This is a genomic window from Pseudomonas aestiva (genome assembly GCF_039908605.1).
In the GTDB taxonomy this organism is placed as follows: domain Bacteria; phylum Pseudomonadota; class Gammaproteobacteria; order Pseudomonadales; family Pseudomonadaceae; genus Chryseomonas; species Chryseomonas aestiva.
Genome location: NZ_CP150916.1, coordinates 2,200,001 through 2,217,271 on the forward strand (window position 1 = coordinate 2,200,001; position 17,271 = coordinate 2,217,271).

Sequence of the window (17,271 nt, forward strand, 5' to 3'; positions counted from 1 at the left end):
GGGGAAACCCACCTAGCATAAGCTAGGTATCTTAACCTGAATCCATAGGGTTAAGAGGCGAACCAGGGGAACTGAAACATCTAAGTACCCTGAGGAAAAGAAATCAACCGAGATTCCCTTAGTAGTGGCGAGCGAACGGGGACCAGCCCTTAAGTTGATTTGAGAGTAGCGGAACGCTTTGGAAAAGGCGGCCATAGTGGGTGATAGCCCTGTACGCGAAACGCTCTTATCAATGAAATCGAGTAGGACGGGGCACGAGAAACCCTGTCTGAATATGGGGGGACCATCCTCCAAGGCTAAATACTCCTGACTGACCGATAGTGAACCAGTACCGTGAGGGAAAGGCGAAAAGAACCCCGGAGAGGGGAGTGAAATAGAACCTGAAACCGTATGCGTACAAGCAGTGGGAGCCCACTTTGTTGGGTGACTGCGTACCTTTTGTATAATGGGTCAGCGACTTATTTTCAGTGGCGAGCTTAACCGAATAGGGGAGGCGTAGCGAAAGCGAGTCTTAATAGGGCGTTTAGTCGCTGGGAATAGACCCGAAACCGGGCGATCTATCCATGAGCAGGTTGAAGGTTAGGTAACACTGACTGGAGGACCGAACCCACTTCCGTTGAAAAGGCAGGGGATGACTTGTGGATCGGAGTGAAAGGCTAATCAAGCTCGGAGATAGCTGGTTCTCCTCGAAAGCTATTTAGGTAGCGCCTCATGTATCACTCTGGGGGGTAGAGCACTGTTTCGGCTAGGGGGTCATCCCGACTTACCAAACCGATGCAAACTCCGAATACCCAGAAGTGCCGAGCATGGGAGACACACGGCGGGTGCTAACGTCCGTCGTGAAAAGGGAAACAACCCAGACCGTCAGCTAAGGTCCCAAAGTCCTGGTTAAGTGGTAAACGATGTGGGAAGGCTTAGACAGCTAGGAGGTTGGCTTAGAAGCAGCCACCCTTTAAAGAAAGCGTAATAGCTCACTAGTCGAGTCGGCCTGCGCGGAAGATGTAACGGGGCTCAAACCAGGCACCGAAGCTACGGGTATCACCTTTGGTGATGCGGTAGAGGAGCGTTCTGTAAGCCTGTGAAGGTGAGTTGAGAAGCTTGCTGGAGGTATCAGAAGTGCGAATGCTGACATGAGTAACGACAATGCGAGTGAAAAACTCGCACGCCGAAAGACCAAGGGTTCCTGCGCAACGTTAATCGACGCAGGGTGAGTCGGTCCCTAAGGCGAGGCTGAAAGGCGTAGTCGATGGGAAACGGGTTAATATTCCCGTACTTCTAGTTACTGCGATGGGGGGACGGAGAAGGCTAGGCCAGCTTGGCGTTGGTTGTCCAAGTTTAAGGTGGTAGGCTGACTGTTTAGGTAAATCCGGACAGTTAAGGCCGAGAGCTGATGACGATCCTTCTTTTAGAAGGAGAAGTGGTTGATGCCATGCTTCCAGGAAAAGCCTCTAAGCTTCAGGTAACTAGGAACCGTACCCCAAACCGACACAGGTGGTCGGGTAGAGAATACCAAGGCGCTTGAGAGAACTCGGGTGAAGGAACTAGGCAAAATGGCACCGTAACTTCGGGAGAAGGTGCGCCGGTGAGGGTGAAGGGTTTACCCCGTAAGCTCATGCCGGTCGAAGATACCAGGCCGCTGCGACTGTTTATTAAAAACACAGCACTCTGCAAACACGAAAGTGGACGTATAGGGTGTGACGCCTGCCCGGTGCCGGAAGGTTAATTGATGGGGTTAGCGCAAGCGAAGCTCTTGATCGAAGCCCCGGTAAACGGCGGCCGTAACTATAACGGTCCTAAGGTAGCGAAATTCCTTGTCGGGTAAGTTCCGACCTGCACGAATGGCGTAACGATGGCGGCGCTGTCTCCACCCGAGACTCAGTGAAATTGAAATCGCTGTGAAGATGCAGTGTATCCGCGGCTAGACGGAAAGACCCCGTGAACCTTTACTGTAGCTTTGCACTGGACTTTGAGCTTGCTTGTGTAGGATAGGTGGGAGGCTTTGAAGCGTGGACGCCAGTCTGCGTGGAGCCATCCTTGAAATACCACCCTGGCAATCTTGAGGTTCTAACTCTGGTCCGTTATCCGGATCGAGGACAGTGTATGGTGGGCAGTTTGACTGGGGCGGTCTCCTCCTAAAGAGTAACGGAGGAGTACGAAGGTGCGCTCAGACCGGTCGGAAATCGGTCGTAGAGTATAAAGGCAAAAGCGCGCTTGACTGCGAGACAGACACGTCGAGCAGGTACGAAAGTAGGTCTTAGTGATCCGGTGGTTCTGTATGGAAGGGCCATCGCTCAACGGATAAAAGGTACTCCGGGGATAACAGGCTGATACCGCCCAAGAGTTCATATCGACGGCGGTGTTTGGCACCTCGATGTCGGCTCATCACATCCTGGGGCTGAAGCCGGTCCCAAGGGTATGGCTGTTCGCCATTTAAAGTGGTACGCGAGCTGGGTTTAGAACGTCGTGAGACAGTTCGGTCCCTATCTGCCGTGGACGTTTGAGATTTGAGAGGGGCTGCTCCTAGTACGAGAGGACCGGAGTGGACGAACCTCTGGTGTTCCGGTTGTCACGCCAGTGGCATTGCCGGGTAGCTACGTTCGGAAGAGATAACCGCTGAAAGCATCTAAGCGGGAAACTTGCCTCAAGATGAGATCTCACTGGAGCCTTGAGCTTCCTGAAGGGCCGTCGAAGACTACGACGTTGATAGGTCGGGTGTGTAAGCGCTGTGAGGCGTTGAGCTAACCGATACTAATTGCCCGTGAGGCTTGACCATATAACACCCAAACAATCTGACCGTGGTCAGAGCGTGAGGAAGACGACGCCGAAAACCGGCGCGTGGGTTCGCAAGACCCAAGACGAGTTGTCTACTTCGATCACAGACCCAATTGGGCCAGCCAGGCAGCTCTATCGCCTGGTCAGCCAACCGAATTGCTTGACGAACATAGAGCATTGGAACCACCTGATCCCTTCCCGAACTCAGAAGTGAAACGATGCATCGCCGATGGTAGTGTGGGGTTTCCCCATGTGAGAGTAGGTCATCGTCAAGCGCCTAACACCCAGCACCCCCGCTCAGTTCATTCTGGCGGGGGTGTTGTCTTTGGGGCGGGAAAAGTTTGGCCGGGCGTCAGGGCGCTTGAGCGCTGGGAGCGGATAATCGGCTAGTGGAAGCCTGAAGCTACGTAGCTGAGGGTGCCCTCACCCTAGCCCTCTCCCGGGGGAGAGGGGACCAAAAGGGCGCGGCGGCGGCGTTGGAGCAGTGCCTGCTAGGCGGTGCAGCTTTAAGTCTGCAAGAGCTCAAGAGCCACAACAGCCCGGCTGCGCCGGGCTGTTGTGTTGGAAGCGCGGCACAGAATCATCGTAGTTTGGCGCTGAGCTTGCGAAGCCCAACGCCTTGAGGTCGCCGCAGGCATGATAGACCTGAAAAAATGGCCGCCAGGGCAGACTCCTATTGCTTATGCAGCCGTCGAGCTGCCCGCTGCCGACATAGCGAGTCGGCAAAAGCACGCTGGCCAAGATCGACTGCAGCAGCCAGTCAGAGAACCATCATGGCCACCGGTAACCTGACCGGGAATGATTCTGATCTGGTACATTTTCCTTAACCTTTTCGGTATACAATGCCCAATGGCCTAAGGCCGGTAGGCAAGGGGTGCGAAGCGTCGTACCCCTTTTTTCTTTGCATGACCAATTAAATTTCTAGCGTGGCCTAGGATCCTATCTCTTGAACGTTAGGATCCGCGGACAGGTGCTCAGGTGACGCAAGCGATGAAAGCGCAAGCGAAGGGGATTCGATTTTGATCAAGGTGCTAGTTGTCGACGACCATGATCTTGTTCGTACCGGCATCGTACGGATGCTCGCGGATGTAGCAGGAATCCAGGTCGTCGGCCAGGCAGACAGTGGCGAAAATGCCTTGATGCTGGCCCGTGAGCTCGAGCCGGATGTCGTCTTGATGGACGTCCGTATGCCCGGTATTGGTGGGCTGGAAGCTACGCGTAAGCTCCTGCGCACTCGGCCTGACCTGAAGGTGGTTGTCGTCACGGCCTGTGAGGAAGATCCCTTTCCGACACGTCTGCTCCAGGCGGGCGCTGCCGGGTATCTGACCAAGGGTGCTGACATCGAAGAGATGATCACCGCCATCAAGCAGGCTTTTGCCGGTCGGCGCTACATCAGTGCGCAGATTGCTCAGCAGCTCGCCTTGAAGCCCTTCCAGTCCAAGGCCGAAGCGTCGCCGTTCGATCAGCTGTCCGAGCGTGAGATTCAGATCGCGCTGATGATCGCGGGCTGCCAGAAAGTCCAGGTTATTTCCGACAAGCTTTGTTTGTCCCCCAAGACCGTCAACACCTATCGCTATCGGATCTTCGAGAAATTATCGATTACCAGCGATGTCGAACTGGCCATGTTGGCTGTTCGCCACGGCATGGTAGATGCAACGAGTTGATATGAGTCAATCTTTCGATGCTGCGGCCTTTTTATCAGGTTGCAGTGGACGTCCGGGCGTCTACCGGATGTTCGATGAGGGCGGCAAGCTCCTCTACGTAGGTAAAGCCAAGAACCTCAAGAACCGCCTTTCGAGTTACTTCAGAAAGACCGGCTTGGCGCCCAAGACGGCTTCCATGGTGTCCAAGATCGCCCAGATCGAGACCACCATCACCGGCAACGAGACCGAAGCGCTCCTGCTGGAACAAAACCTCATCAAGCAGTGGCGTCCGCCCTACAACATCCTGTTGCGGGATGATAAGTCCTATCCCTACGTCTATCTTTCCACCGAGGATAAGTATCCTCGGCTGACCATTCACCGCGGTGAGAAGAGAGGAAAGGGACGCTATTTCGGGCCCTATCCCAGTGCCGGTGCCATCCGCGAAAGTCTCAATCTGCTGCAGAAAGCCTTCCAAGTGCGCCAGTGCGATGACAACTACTTTCGCAATCGTACGCGGCCCTGTCTGCAGTACCAGATCAAGAGATGTAAAGGACCCTGTGTTGCGCTGGTAAGTGAGCAGGAATATGGCGAGGACGTTCGCCATTCCGCCATGTTTCTCGAGGGGCGCAGCAATGCCCTGGCCGAAGAGCTGCAAGTCAAGATGGAGAGTGCCTCGGTCAATCTGCAATTCGAGCGCGCTGCTGAGCTACGTGACCAGGTAGCCCTGGTCAGGCGTGTGCAGGACCAGCAGAGTATCGAAGGTGGCACCGGCGACGTCGATGTCATCGCTGCCCTCGTCAACCCCGGCGGTGCCTGTGTCCACTTGGTCAGTGTCCGCGGCGGTCGGGTGCTGGGCAGCAAGAATTTCTTTCCGGAGGTGGGGATCGAAGAGGATTCCAGTGAGGTGCTAGTCGCCTTCCTGGAGCAGTACTATCTCGCTTACCTGGAACGGGATCTGCCGGATGAGATAATCGTCAATTCCGTCCATGAGGACTTCGCTACCCTGATCGATGCCTTTGCCGAAGTCCATAAGCGGCAGCTGGTCATCGCGCATCGCGTCCGCGGGACCCGGGCACGCTGGCAGCAGTTGGCGGTAACCAATGCAGAGCAGGCGTTGAATACGCGTCTGGCCAATCGGCAGCACATGGGTGTGCGTTTCGACGCCCTGGTCCAGGCGCTGGATCTGCCCGAACCACCGCAACGGCTGGAATGTTTCGATATCAGTCACTCCAGTGGCGAGGCGACCGTGGCGTCCTGTGTAGTCTTCGGACCGGAAGGGCCGCTCAAATCGGACTATCGTCGCTATAACATCGAAGGCGTAACGGCTGGCGACGACTATGCGGCGATGCATCAGGCGCTGACGCGTCGCTTCAGTCGGCTGAAAGCGGGAGAGGGCAAGTTGCCAGACATCCTGCTGGTGGATGGCGGCAAGGGCCAGTTGGCCATGGCCCGTGAGGTGCTCAGGGAGCTCGCCGTGCCGGATCTGGTTTTGCTGGGGGTGGCCAAAGGCGTCACCCGCAAGCCTGGCCTCGAGGTCCTCTATCTGGACGATCCTTCCAACGAATTCACCCTGCCGGCTCATTCGCCCGCGCTGCACCTCATTCAACAGATCCGTGATGAGGCGCACCGTTTCGCTATTACCGGGCATCGCGCGCGTCGCGGCAAGGCGCGCAGGACCTCCTCCCTGGAAGAGGTTGCCGGTATCGGGCCCAAGCGTCGTCAGGAACTCCTGAAACACTTTGGTGGGCTTCGCGAATTGCAGCGCGCCAGCATCGAGGAAATTGCCAAAGCGCCCAGCATTAGCAAAAAGCTGGCCGAGCAGATTTATGCCGCCTTGCACAGCGAGTAGAATCGCCTCACGTTCACCAACAGCCGCGCCAATGAATATTCCAAATCTGCTTACCGTACTGCGCGTCTTCCTTATTCCCCTGTTCGTCATCCTGTTCTACCTGCCAGTCCACTGGAGCTACTGGACCGCTAGCACCGTCTTCGCGATTGCCTGCGCGACCGACTGGCTGGATGGGTATCTGGCGCGGCGGCTGGGGCAGAGCACGCCCTTTGGTGCCTTTCTGGATCCGGTAGCGGACAAGCTCATCGTCGCCGTAGCCTTGGTATTGCTCGTGCAGGAGCACGCCAACGCCTGGCTGACGCTGCCCGCCGTCATCATCGTCGGGCGCGAGATCGTCGTATCGGCGCTGCGGGAGTGGATGGCCGAGCTGGGTGCCCGTGCCCAGGTCGCGGTCTCCAATCTGGGCAAATGGAAGACTGCGGCGCAGATGTTGGCCCTGGTCATCCTGCTGGCCAATCCACCGCAGATGACCTTCTGGGTAATCAGTGGCTACGCCTTGCTCATCGTCGCGGCGGCACTGACGCTGTGGTCCATGTGCACCTATCTGATGGCGGCCTGGCCGCATCTGATGAGCGCCGAGAAAAAGAAATAAGTTTTTGAATCAATGGCTTGACATGAAGGGTAGCTCAGATAGAATGGCGCCCGTCACCAAGCGGGAATAGCTCAGTTGGTAGAGCACGACCTTGCCAAGGTCGGGGTCGCGAGTTCGAGTCTCGTTTCCCGCTCCATGTTTTACATGAGTGTCGCAAGACATTCAGGTTTGAGGCCGGGTGGCAGAGTGGTCATGCAGCGGATTGCAAATCCGTGTACGCCGGTTCGATTCCGACCTCGGCCTCCACTATTGAGAGCCCCGTAGATCCCTGGTCTACGGGGCTTTTCATCATCCAGGGATGTGTGAATACTGGATCAGGTTCTACGAATCCGGTCGTCTGAGGATTCGGTTCTGCCCGAGTGGTGAAACTGGTAGACACAAGGGACTTAAAATCCCTCGACTTAACCGTCGTGCCGGTTCGATTCCGGCCTCGGGCACCATCCAAATGAAAAGGCCACTCATGCGTGAGTGGCCTTTTTCGTTTAGGAGGGAATCGTCCAGTAGGGTGTTTCATCCGCGTCGCGCTCGATGCGTGAGCGGCTGTCGAGGATGAAGGCTTCGAGCATGGCAGCGTCGAGCAATTCGGTGCGGGCGATGGGGCGATTGAGTACCGACTGACCGCTACGAGAGAAGACTTCGACATCGTAGGCACGTTGATCTCGCGTGGAGATCACGCAGCGCAGGGGTTCGAATCCGCCTTTCAGGGTGTTGAAGGCGCTGGCGAGTTCGACATAGAGGGTCATCCGGAAGAGCTTCCTGTTCAAAGGTGGCACTGTGACAGCATTGGCTGCTACAGGGTTTCACCTTTGCAGAAACGTGCCGTCATATCGCGATGCTAGTCGCAAAATTCCGGCCCTGCTTTCGGAGTTTTATTGCCAGCCTTGCAGCCAGCATTCTGCATCCTGCAACTCGTGCCAGTCCAGCGTCCAGGTACGACGAGTGAGAACGGCTTGTATATCTATCTGCGAGATGGGATCGGTCTCGACTTCAGGGGTATGCACCCGGGTCACGATGAAATGCTTCTGCCGTTCGCGTGGTTGGACGGCCGTCCATTTGCTGAGCAGCAGCTTGCTGGGATTGATCTGGCGCTGCTTCATCCTTGCATGGCCTCCAGCAGTGGTGCGCTGCGATAACGTTGCAGCAGGGCTTCCAGGTTCCGATCGGGCATGGCGTGAGCCCTGAGCGCCGTGATGGTGCGTTCGACGTACTCCAGGGTGGTGCCGAAATGGCCGCAGGCTTCGGTCAGGACGCGATTGAGGATGTCATCGGGCAGGCTGCCGGCATAGCAGGGTAGATTGCGTTTCAGCACGAAGCCGAGCGCCTGGACCTTGCTACCGTCTTCCAGGTGGCATTGCAGCCAGCGAGGACGGTAGGAGCCATCCGGCATTTCGCGTTTCCAGAGGGCCAGCAGATGGTCGTCCAGCTGATCCTCGGGCAACTGGTAGGCGAAGCCCGAGCAGGAGCCGCCGCGATCCAGGCCCAGTACCAGGCCAGGTTGTTCGGGGGTGCCGCGATGCAGCTGGGACCAGAGATAGAGACCGCGGTGATAGCCGTGCACCCGCGCCCGGCGAACGTCGACCGCGGGGCACTCGGGGCGCCAGATCAGCGAGCCGTAGGCGAACAGCCACACCGGGCCGGATTGGCGCTGGGCCAGGGTGGCCTCCAGAGAGGCTACGAGTTCCGGATGGGTGAGCGGGGTGGCGGGCGCCAGCTTGGGGGGATAGGAATCGTGGATGCTGGAAGAAATCTGTCTGTGCATTTGTCGCCTGGTCCTCAACCGCTGAAGCTGCCAGGTCTAGGGACCCGGCACCAAGATCCTAACGAAAGTCCGGGAAGAACTCCTAGACCGTTCGTGCCCATCTTTATGACGCCTGGTTAGGTTGCAGCGAGAACCATGCCAACGCCTGGGGAAAAAGCACCAGACGAAAAAAAGCCCGACAGGTGTCGGGCTTGGAGTGGAGCGTCAGATTGATCAGGCGCTGGTGCGGATCAGGTGATCGAAGGCGGCCAGGGAGGCCTTGGCGCCTTCGCCCAAGGCGATGATGATCTGCTTGTAGGGCACGGTGGTGACGTCGCCCGCCGCGAACACGCCGGGCAGGGAGGTCTGGCAGCGCGCGTCCACTTCGATCTCGCCACGTGGCGACAGCTCCACGGTGCCCTTGAGCCAGTCAGTGTTGGGTACCAGACCGATCTGCACGAAGACGCCTTCCAGGTCGATGTGGTGGAACTCGCTGGAATTGCGGTCCTTGTAGACCAGGCCGTTGACCTTCTGGCCGTCACCCTTGACTTCACTGGTGAGCGCACTGGTGATGACGGTGACGTTAGGCAGGCTGAACAGCTTGCGCTGCAGCACGGCGTCGGCACGCAGCTGGCCGTCATACTCGATCAGGGTCACCTGGGCGACGATGCCGGCGAGGTCGATGGCTGCCTCGACTCCCGAGTTGCCGCCGCCGACCACGGCGACGCGCTTGCCCTTGAACAGGGGGCCGTCGCAGTGCGGGCAGTAGGCTACGCCGCGGTTACGGTATTCCTGCTCACCCGGCACGTTCATCTCACGCCAGCGGGCACCGGTGGCAAGGATCAGCGTCTTGGCCTTGAGCGAGCCGCCATCGGCGAAGCGTACTTCGTGCAGACCGCCGGCGTCGTGCGCCGGAATCAGCTGCTCGGCGCGCTGCAGGTTCATGATGTCGACTTCGTACTGCTTGACGTGCTCCTCGAGCGCCATGGCCAGCTTCGGGCCTTCGGTCTCCTTGATGGAGATGAAGTTCTCGATGGCGAGGGTATCCAGCACCTGGCCACCAAAGCGCTCAGCGGCGACGCCGGTGCGGATGCCCTTGCGCGCGGCATAGACGGCTGCTGCAGCACCAGCGGGGCCGCCACCAATGACCAGGACGTCGAAGGCGTCCTTGGCCTTGAGCTTGTCGGCGGAGCGGGCGGCGGCACCGGTGTCGAGCTTGGCGACGATCTCTTCCAGGCCCATGCGGCCCTGGCCGAAGGGTTCGCCGTTCAGGTAGACGCTGGGCACGGCCATGATCCGGCGGCGCTCGACTTCGTCCTGGAACAGGGCGCCGTCGACGGCCACGTGCTTGACCCGGGGATTGAGCACGGCCATGAGATTAAGGGCTTGCACCACGTCCGGGCAGTTCTGGCAGGACAGGGAAAAGTAGGTTTCGAACTGGTAGTTGCCGTCGAGGGCCTTGACCTGCTCGATGACGTCCTGGCTGGCCTTGGACGGATGACCGCCGACCTGGAGCAGGGCAAGGACCAGGGACGTGAATTCGTGGCCCATGGGCAGACCGGCGAAGCGCAGGTCGATGTTCTGACCGGGGGTCAGCAGGGCGAAGGAGGGACGACGCTCATCGCTGCCGTCGGTGCTGAGGCTGACCTGATCGGACAGGCTGGCGATATCCTGCAGCAGGCTGTGCATTTCACGGGACTTCGCGCCATCGTCGAGGGACGCGACGATCTCGATGGGGCGCGTGACGCGTTCGAGGTAGGTCTTGAGCTGGGCTTTCAGATTTGCGTCCAACATGGCGACGTGGCTTCCGTAAAAAATGGGCAAAAAAAGAGCGCGCGGGCAAGGCGCCCGGGCGCTCGGGCTAGATCAGGCGGGCGTTAGATCTTGCCGACCAGGTCCAGCGAGGGGGTCAGGGTCGCTTCGCCTTCTTTCCACTTGGCCGGGCAGACTTCGCCCGGGTGGTTGGCGACGTACTGGGCGGCGCGGACCTTGCGCAGCAGTTCGCTGGCATCACGGCCGATACCGTTGTCGTGGATTTCGCACAGCTTGATCTGACCTTCCGGGTTGATCAGGAAGGTGCCACGCAGGGCCAGGCCTTCTTCTTCGATCAGCACTTCGAAGTTGCGTGCCAGGCGAGCGGTGGGATCGCCTACCAGCGGGTAGTTGACCTTCTTGATGGCTTCCGAGGTGTCGTGCCAGGCCTTGTGGGCGAAGTGGGTGTCGCAGGACACGCCATAGATCTCTACGCCCAGCTTCTGGAACTCGGGGTACAGGTCAGCAAGGTCTTCCAGCTCGGTGGGGCACACGAAGGTGAAGTCAGCCGGGTAGAACACGATGGCGGACCACTTGCCCTTCAGATCGGCCTCGGTCACCTGGACGAATTTGCCATTGTGGTAGGCGGTCGCGGTGAAAGGCTTCACTTCGGTGTTGATCAGGGACATTGATGACTCCTTGATGGGTTTAAGTCAGGGTTGAAATCGATAGGACGCATACTAATCGCATTTTGACGATTCACCTCATTGTTAAAGGCGATGCTGACGATTAGGCGCCTCTATCGAATACTACAGGTTATGAAGGAAATCAGTACCTTAGCCAAACCTCAGGCAGCGCCCAGGACCTTGATCGTGGCGGGATGCTGACCCCATTCGCTCCAGGAACCGTCATAGAGTCGGCCATCCGGAAAGCCGGCGACACTGAGGGCGAGCAGCAGCACCGTGGCGGTGACCCCACTGCCGCAGCTGGTGATCACCGGATGCAGGCCATCGATACCCAGGGCCTGGAAGCGCTGGCGCAGCTCCTGGGGTGGCAGCAGGGTGCCGTTGTCGGTCAGCAGGCTGTCGTAGGGCAGATTCTGGCTGCCGGGCATATGACCGGAGGCGACGCCCGGGCGCGGCTCGGCGATCTCGCCGGTGAAGCGTTTGGCGCCGCGCGCGTCGAGCACCTGGGTCTGGCCCACGCTGAGCGCGGTCTGCACATCGCCCAGGCCGCAGAGCAGGCGGTTGTTGAAGATGACGGGGTAGGGTGATTGCGGGCTGGGCAGGTTTTCACCGGCCTCCAGCGGCAGGCCCTGTTCACGCCAGAGCGGCAGGCCGCCATCGAGCACCAGCACCTGGTCATGGCCGAACAGGCGGAACAGCCACCAGGCCCGGGCGGCGGAGAAGAGACCCTTCTGGTCGTAGACGACCAGGGTGGTCTCCGGGGTGACGCCCAGTTCGCCGGCCAGGCGGGCGAAGCGCCCGGCGCTGGGGACCATGTGCGGCAGCGCGGTGTCCGGGTCCGAGAAGTATTCGATATCGAAGCGCAGGGCGCCGGGGATGTGCTGCTGCCGATAGGTCTCGTCGGCGATCTGGGGTTCATTGGGCAGATAGAGACTGGCATCGAGGATCAGCAGGTCCGGGCGACCGAGTTGCTCGTGCAGCCAGGCGGCGGTGACCAGCGGGGAAGCGATCATGGGTGGCGCTCCTTGATGGGCAAAGGGCGACAGCTTAGCGCGCCTGGCGCGACGTGGGCTGTCAGGGACCAGCGGATACTTTATCCTCGGCAGCCTGGCAACTGGATAGATGACTTATGAGCGAACTTAACGGGCAATCCACGGGCGGCAACGACTGGCAACTAGGGCGCATCGTCGGTGAACTGCATGAGGCGCGCAGTCAATGGCGCGAGACCCATGGACGTTTTCGCGAATTCAGTGGCCGCGAGCTGCCGTCGCGCAGCGTCATGGCCAGCGTGATCGAATCCCTCAGCGGGGCGCTCTTTCCGCTGCGCCTCGGGCCGGATCAGTTACGCCAGGAAAGCGAGGACTTCTATGTCGGCTTCGAGCTGGAGCGAGCGCTCAATGCCCTGGTGATCCAGGCGAAGCTGGAGCTGGACTATTTCGCCAAGCAGCGTGGCGAGAACGGCGTCAATCGCGCCGATGAGGCGCGCCGGCTGGTACAGGCCTTTGCCCTGGCGCTGCCGGATCTGCGCCGCCTGCTGGATACCGACGTGATCGCCGCCTACCAGGGCGATCCCGCTGCGCGCAGCGTGGACGAGGTACTGCTGTGCTATCCGGGCATCTACGCCATGATCCATCACCGCATCGCCCATCACTTCTATCGCAGCGGCCTGCCGCTGCTGGCGCGGATGGTCAGCGAGCGGGCGCATTCGGCGACCGGGATCGACATCCACCCGGGCGCCCAGATCGGCGAAGGCTTCTTCATCGATCATGGCACGGGCGTGGTGATCGGCGAGACCTGCATCATCGGCGACCGGGTGCGCATCTATCAGGCCGTGACCCTGGGCGCCAAGCGCTTCCCGGCCGATGCTGAGGGCAATCTCAAGAAGGGCCACCCGCGCCATCCCATCGTCGAGGACGACGTGGTGATCTATGCCGGGGCGACCATCCTCGGGCGCATCACCATCGGCCAGGGTTCGACCATTGGCGGCAACGTCTGGCTGACCCATGGCGTGCCGGCCAACAGCAACGTCAGCCAGGCCAGCCTGCAGGGCTGTGCCGGCCTGGCTCAGGAGTAGTCGGCGGCGCTGTCGCGAACGAACTTGGCCAGGAAGCGCCGGGTTCGTTCTTCACGCGGCTGATTGAACAGCTCGGCTGCCGGGCCCTGTTCGACGATGCGGCCAGCGTCCATGAACAGCACCCGGTGGGCGACGTCGCGGGCGAAGGCCATCTCGTGGGTGACGATCACCAGGGTACGACCCTCCTGGGCCAGCCCGCGGATCGTCTCGAGCACCTCGCCGACCCGCTCGGGATCCAGCGCCGAGGTGGGCTCGTCGAAGAGGATGGCCTGGGGACGCATGGCCAGCGCCCGGGCGATGGCGACCCGCTGCTGCTGGCCACCCGACAGCTGCCCGGGATAGGTATCCGCCTTGTCGGCCAGCCCGACCTTGGCCAACAGCTCGCGACCGCGGGCGCTGGCGGTCTCGCGCGCTTCGCCCTGGACGATGATGGGCCCTTCGATCACGTTCTCCAGCGCGGTGCGATGGGGAAACAGATTGAAGTTCTGGAAGACGAAACCCATGCTCTGCCGCAACTGGCGAATGGTGCCCTGCTGGGCCTTGAGCGGCCGGCTGGCATCGATACGTAGCTCACCCAGGCGGATGCTGCCGGCGTCCGGGGTCTCCAGCAGATTGAGGCAGCGCAGCAGGGTGGTCTTGCCCGAGCCGCTGGGGCCGATGATGGCGACCACCTCGCCCTGGGCCACCTGGAGGTCGATGGCCTGGAGCACGGTCTGCTGTTGAAAGGACTTGGACAGCCCCTGCACCTCGATCATGACGGGCCTCGCTCGTTGATGTGACGCCCGTAGTGTCGCTCCAGGCGATTCTGCAGGGTGGACAGCAGGCTGGCCAGCACCCAGTAGAGCAGCGCTGCGGCCAGGTACATACTGAAAATCTCGAAGGTGCGGGCAGTGATCAGCTGGGCCTGGCGGAACAGCTCAGGCACCTGGATGGTGGCCGCCAGCGAGGTGTCCTTGACCAGCGAGATGAAGCTGTTGCCGAGCGGTGGCAGGGCGATCCGCAGCGCCTGGGGCAGGATGGCGCGCCTCAGGGTCTGCAGGGGCGTCATGCCGATGCTGGCGGCGGCTTCCCACTGGCCGCGGTCGATGGCGCCGATGGCCGAGCGGATGATCTCTGCCGTGTAGGCCGCCATGTTCAGCGAGAAGCCGATCAGCGCCGCCGGCAGCGGATCGAGCTGGAGACCGAGCTCGGGCAGGCCGTAGTAGATGACGAACAGCTGCACCAGCAGTGGCGTACCCCGGAAAAACGAAATGTACAGCCGCGCCAGGCTACGCAGCGGCAGACTCCGGGAGCGGCGCAGCAGGGCCAGGCCGAAACCCAGCAGCAGTCCGAAGAACATGCCGCCGAGGCTCAGGACCACTGTCCAGATCGCGCCCTTCAGCAGGAAGGGCAGCGAATCGAGCAGGAGCTGTAGCGTGTCGCTCATTGGGTGACGTCAGCCTTGAACCACTTCTCGGAGATCTTGGCCAGGGTGCCGTCGGCGCGCAGCTTGGCGATGGCCTGGTCGACCGCGGCATGGAATTCCGGATCGCCCTTGCGCTCGGCGATGCCCGATTCCTGGCGGCTGAAAGGCTCACCGGCCAGGGCCAGCTTGTCCTTGGTCTTGGACAGCAATTCCAGGGCGGCCAGGCGGTCGACGAGGATGGCGTCGATACGGCCGACGCGCAGATCCTGGTACTTGGTCGGATCGTCTTCGTAGGTGCGCACGTCCGCCTTGGGTACGTTCTGGCGCAGCCACTGCTCGTAGTTGGTACCCAGGCCGACGCCGACCTTCTTGCCGGCGAGGTCGGCGGCAGTCTTGATGCTGTCCACATCGTCCTTGCGCACCAGGGCCTGGATGCCGGAGACGGTGTAGGGGGTGGAGAAATCGTATTTCTTCTTGCGCTCCTCGCTGATGGTGACCTGGTTGATCACCACGTCCAGGCGACGGGATTCCAGGGCTGCCAGCAGGCCATCCCACTTGCCGGGCTGGATCTTGGCGTCGACGCCCAGTTCCTTGGCCAGCGCCTTGGCGAAGTCCACTTCGAAGCCGGTCAGCTGGCCCTGTTCGTTCTGGAAGCTGAAGGGCGGATAGGTGCCTTCCAGGCCGACGACCAGTTCGCCACGCTGCTTGACGGTCTGCAGGAGGTCTTCGGCCTGGGCGGTGGCCTGATGGGCCAGGCCCAGGGCGAGCAGCAGGGCGGCGCTACGGAACAGACGCTGGGGGAGAGCTTTGCGCATGGAGGAAATCCTTGAGGTTATGAGGGTGCGCCACTATGGGGGTGTCTGTTCTGACATCCCAAGTCCGAAAACTGCTGACGTTATGCCATCGCCCAGGGACTTGGCTAGCCGATCAGGCCAACCAGTCGCCATAGGCGAAGGTACCCGGGGCTCCGCCGGTGTGCAGGAATACCAGGGGGCCGGGCGGCAAAGCGCCGGTGGCTACCATGTCCAGCAGGCCGGCCATGGCCTTGCCGGTGTAGACCGGGTCGAGCACCAGACCTTCCAGCCGGCCCAGCCGGCGGATGGCCGCCAGGGTGCCGGGATTGGGTTCGCCATAGCGGGGGCCGAAATAGCCATCACGCAGCTGCAGCGGATCCTGAGGCAGGGTGACGCCCAACAGCTCGGCCAGTTGTTGTCGCAGCAGGGCGACCTTGGGCAGCTGTTCGGCCTCGGTGCGGGAGACGGTGACCCCGATCACCGGCAACTCCGGTCGCAGATGGTGGAGGGCCAGGTCCAGACCGGCCTGGGTGCCGGCACTGCCGGAGGCGAGGATGACGGCAGCGGGTTGCAGCTCCAGTTCGTGCAGCTGAGCGTCGAGTTCCAGGCCGGCACGGACGTAGCCGAGGGCGCCCAGGGCGCTCGAGCCGCCAATGGGAATCACCCAGGGCTTGCGCCCTTGCTGGCGCAGGCGCTCGGCTGCGGCTTCCAGCTGGCTGACCGGATCATCGAGGGCGGCGACGGCCCTGACCTCGGCGCCGAAGAGTTCGAGCAGGAGACGATTGCCGCCGTGCAGATAGCCGGGAGCCGTGGTGGCGATGGGATTTTCCAGCAGGGCGACGCAGGCCAGCCCCTGCTGCGCGGCGACGGCTGCAGTCTGACGGACATGATTGGACTGGATGGCGCCGGCGGTCACCAGGGTGTCGGCGCCGGCGGCCAGCGCCGCGGCGACCAGGTACTCCAGCTTGCGCACCTTGTTGCCGCCCAGGGCTAGGCTGGTGGTGTCGTCGCGCTTGCAGTAGACCGGTCGGCCCAGCTCTGCCGACAGTCGCGGCAGGACCTCCAGCGGGGTCGCCGAGGATTGCAGCGTCAGGCGCGGAAAGCGGGCGAGGGCGGTGGCGAGCATGGCGGAACCCGGGGCAGTGAAGGGGGCTTCACTCTAGGGGCAAGCCGCGCCTGGCAGCAATCCTGCACTCAGGCAAGGTCCGGGCGCCGTGCCCAGGCCAGGGGTACCAGGGAGCGCAGCAGCACGCCGTAGAGCGGCACGAAGAGCAGCAGGCTGACCGTCAGCTTGACCCCGTAGTCGACCAGGGCGATCTCCGGCCAATGGCTGGCCATGAAGGGATTGTCGCTGCGCCAGAAGGCGATGGAAAAGAACGCCAGGGTGTCGAGGGCGTTGCCGAACAGAGTCGAGACCGTCGGCGCCAGCCACCAGTGGCGCGAGCGCCGCAGGCGGTCGAACACCTGGATGTCGAGCAACTGGCCGAGCACATAGGCGCAGAAGCTTGCCAGGGAGATGCGCAGGACGAAGACATTGAGGGCGGCCAGCGCCATCCAGCCCTGGAAGCTGCCGTCCTGGAAGAGCACGGAAACCCCATAGGAGACCACCAGCGCCGGCAGCATCACCCGGGCGATGACCTGACGCGCCGCCGCCTTGCCCATCACCCGCACGGTGAGGTCGGTGGCCAGGAAGATGAAGGGGAAGCTGAAGGCACCCCAGGTGGTGTGCCAGCCGAACAGCTGCAGCGGCAACTGCACCAGGTAGTTGCTGGCGATGATGATGAGGATGTGGAAAGCGACGAGCGCGGCCACGAGGGCACGCTGTGGGGTGGCAAGCAAGGCAGGCATGGGCAGTCCTTTTTTGGTTACCTGGGGTGAGGGAACCCAGGGCGCGGAGGCGGGGCGACATTCTACGGATATGCGGGGCACCTGGCGAGGTCGCGCCGGTCGGCGTCGGATCGGCAGC

The 17,271-nt window shown here is 61.2% G+C and carries 15 protein-coding genes, 3 tRNA genes and 2 rRNA genes (1 of these 20 running past the window's edge); 9 read left to right on the forward strand and 11 right to left on the reverse strand.

What is annotated here, in order from left to right:
• The 8 genes from AABM56_RS10230 to AABM56_RS10265 all read left to right on the forward strand — a co-directional run.
• Positions 1–2,773, forward strand: a 23S ribosomal RNA gene (locus AABM56_RS10230); it begins 120 nt to the left of the window's first position.
• Positions 2,774–2,931: 158 nt separating this feature from the next.
• Positions 2,932–3,047: ribosomal RNA gene (rrf, locus tag AABM56_RS10235) — 5S ribosomal RNA — on the forward strand.
• A gap of 744 nt (positions 3,048–3,791) precedes the next feature.
• Positions 3,792–4,436, forward strand: coding sequence for a UvrY/SirA/GacA family response regulator transcription factor (gene uvrY, locus AABM56_RS10240; RefSeq protein ID WP_133861893.1), 645 nt, complete (start codon positions 3,792–3,794; stop codon positions 4,434–4,436).
• A gap of 1 nt (position 4,437) precedes the next feature.
• A complete protein-coding gene (gene uvrC, locus AABM56_RS10245) occupies positions 4,438–6,264 on the forward strand; it encodes an excinuclease ABC subunit UvrC (RefSeq protein ID WP_133861892.1) in 1,827 nt (608 codons plus the stop codon).
• Positions 6,265–6,295: 31 nt separating this feature from the next.
• On the forward strand, positions 6,296–6,856 hold the full coding sequence (gene pgsA / locus AABM56_RS10250; RefSeq protein WP_133861891.1) for a CDP-diacylglycerol--glycerol-3-phosphate 3-phosphatidyltransferase: 561 nt from the start codon (positions 6,296–6,298) through the stop codon (positions 6,854–6,856).
• Positions 6,857–6,916: 60 nt separating this feature from the next.
• Positions 6,917–6,992 (forward strand) — tRNA-Gly (locus tag AABM56_RS10255).
• 36 nt (positions 6,993–7,028) lie between these two features.
• Positions 7,029–7,102 (forward strand) — tRNA-Cys (locus tag AABM56_RS10260).
• A gap of 107 nt (positions 7,103–7,209) precedes the next feature.
• A tRNA-Leu gene (locus tag AABM56_RS10265) sits at positions 7,210–7,296 on the forward strand.
• A gap of 42 nt (positions 7,297–7,338) precedes the next feature.
• Here AABM56_RS10265 and AABM56_RS10270 read toward each other — a convergent pair.
• The 6 genes from AABM56_RS10270 to sseA form a co-directional block, all read right to left on the reverse strand.
• Positions 7,339–7,599: a hypothetical protein gene (locus tag AABM56_RS10270; protein WP_007161858.1), complete on the reverse strand. Its 261-nt coding sequence runs from the start codon at positions 7,597–7,599 to the stop codon at positions 7,339–7,341.
• 126 nt (positions 7,600–7,725) lie between these two features.
• Complete coding sequence (locus tag AABM56_RS10275; protein WP_133861831.1) at positions 7,726–7,953, reverse strand: TIGR02450 family Trp-rich protein; 228 nt, start codon at positions 7,951–7,953, stop codon at positions 7,726–7,728.
• Positions 7,950–8,615 (reverse strand): gamma-glutamylcyclotransferase, encoded by a 666-nt coding sequence (locus AABM56_RS10280; protein ID WP_133861830.1) that lies wholly within the window; start codon positions 8,613–8,615, stop codon positions 7,950–7,952. Before AABM56_RS10280 ends, AABM56_RS10275 begins: the two co-directional genes overlap by 4 nt.
• Before the next feature lie 213 nt (positions 8,616–8,828).
• Complete coding sequence (gene ahpF, locus AABM56_RS10285; protein ID WP_347884066.1) at positions 8,829–10,388, reverse strand: alkyl hydroperoxide reductase subunit F; 1,560 nt, start codon at positions 10,386–10,388, stop codon at positions 8,829–8,831.
• Positions 10,389–10,471: 83 nt separating this feature from the next.
• On the reverse strand, positions 10,472–11,035 hold the full coding sequence (ahpC, locus tag AABM56_RS10290; protein WP_007161854.1) for an alkyl hydroperoxide reductase subunit C: 564 nt from the start codon (positions 11,033–11,035) through the stop codon (positions 10,472–10,474).
• 158 nt (positions 11,036–11,193) lie between these two features.
• Complete coding sequence (gene sseA, locus AABM56_RS10295) at positions 11,194–12,045, reverse strand: 3-mercaptopyruvate sulfurtransferase (RefSeq protein ID WP_133861828.1); 852 nt, start codon at positions 12,043–12,045, stop codon at positions 11,194–11,196.
• 116 nt (positions 12,046–12,161) lie between these two features.
• Here sseA and epsC point away from each other — a divergent pair, with 116 nt between their 5' ends.
• Positions 12,162–13,106 carry a serine O-acetyltransferase EpsC gene (gene epsC, locus AABM56_RS10300; RefSeq protein ID WP_007161852.1) on the forward strand — a complete coding sequence of 315 codons (945 nt, stop codon included), beginning with the start codon at positions 12,162–12,164 and terminating at the stop codon, positions 13,104–13,106.
• On the opposite strand, the gene tcyN is transcribed toward epsC, so the two are convergent.
• From tcyN to AABM56_RS10325, 5 genes are all read right to left on the reverse strand, one after another.
• On the reverse strand, positions 13,097–13,861 hold the full coding sequence (gene tcyN, locus AABM56_RS10305; protein WP_347884067.1) for an L-cystine ABC transporter ATP-binding protein TcyN: 765 nt from the start codon (positions 13,859–13,861) through the stop codon (positions 13,097–13,099). The genes epsC and tcyN overlap by 10 nt on opposite strands.
• Entirely contained in the window at positions 13,858–14,532 is a 675-nt protein-coding gene (tcyL, locus tag AABM56_RS10310; RefSeq protein ID WP_133861826.1) for a cystine ABC transporter permease, read from the reverse strand. Before tcyL ends, tcyN begins: the two co-directional genes overlap by 4 nt.
• Complete coding sequence (gene tcyJ / locus AABM56_RS10315) at positions 14,529–15,326, reverse strand: cystine ABC transporter substrate-binding protein (protein ID WP_133861825.1); 798 nt, start codon at positions 15,324–15,326, stop codon at positions 14,529–14,531. Before tcyJ ends, tcyL begins: the two co-directional genes overlap by 4 nt.
• Before the next feature lie 112 nt (positions 15,327–15,438).
• Complete coding sequence (locus AABM56_RS10320; RefSeq protein WP_263259262.1) at positions 15,439–16,431, reverse strand: D-cysteine desulfhydrase; 993 nt, start codon at positions 16,429–16,431, stop codon at positions 15,439–15,441.
• Positions 16,432–16,499: 68 nt separating this feature from the next.
• A complete protein-coding gene (locus tag AABM56_RS10325) occupies positions 16,500–17,153 on the reverse strand; it encodes a 7-cyano-7-deazaguanine/7-aminomethyl-7-deazaguanine transporter (RefSeq protein WP_133861823.1) in 654 nt (217 codons plus the stop codon).
• Positions 17,154–17,271: the final 118 nt, after the last annotated feature.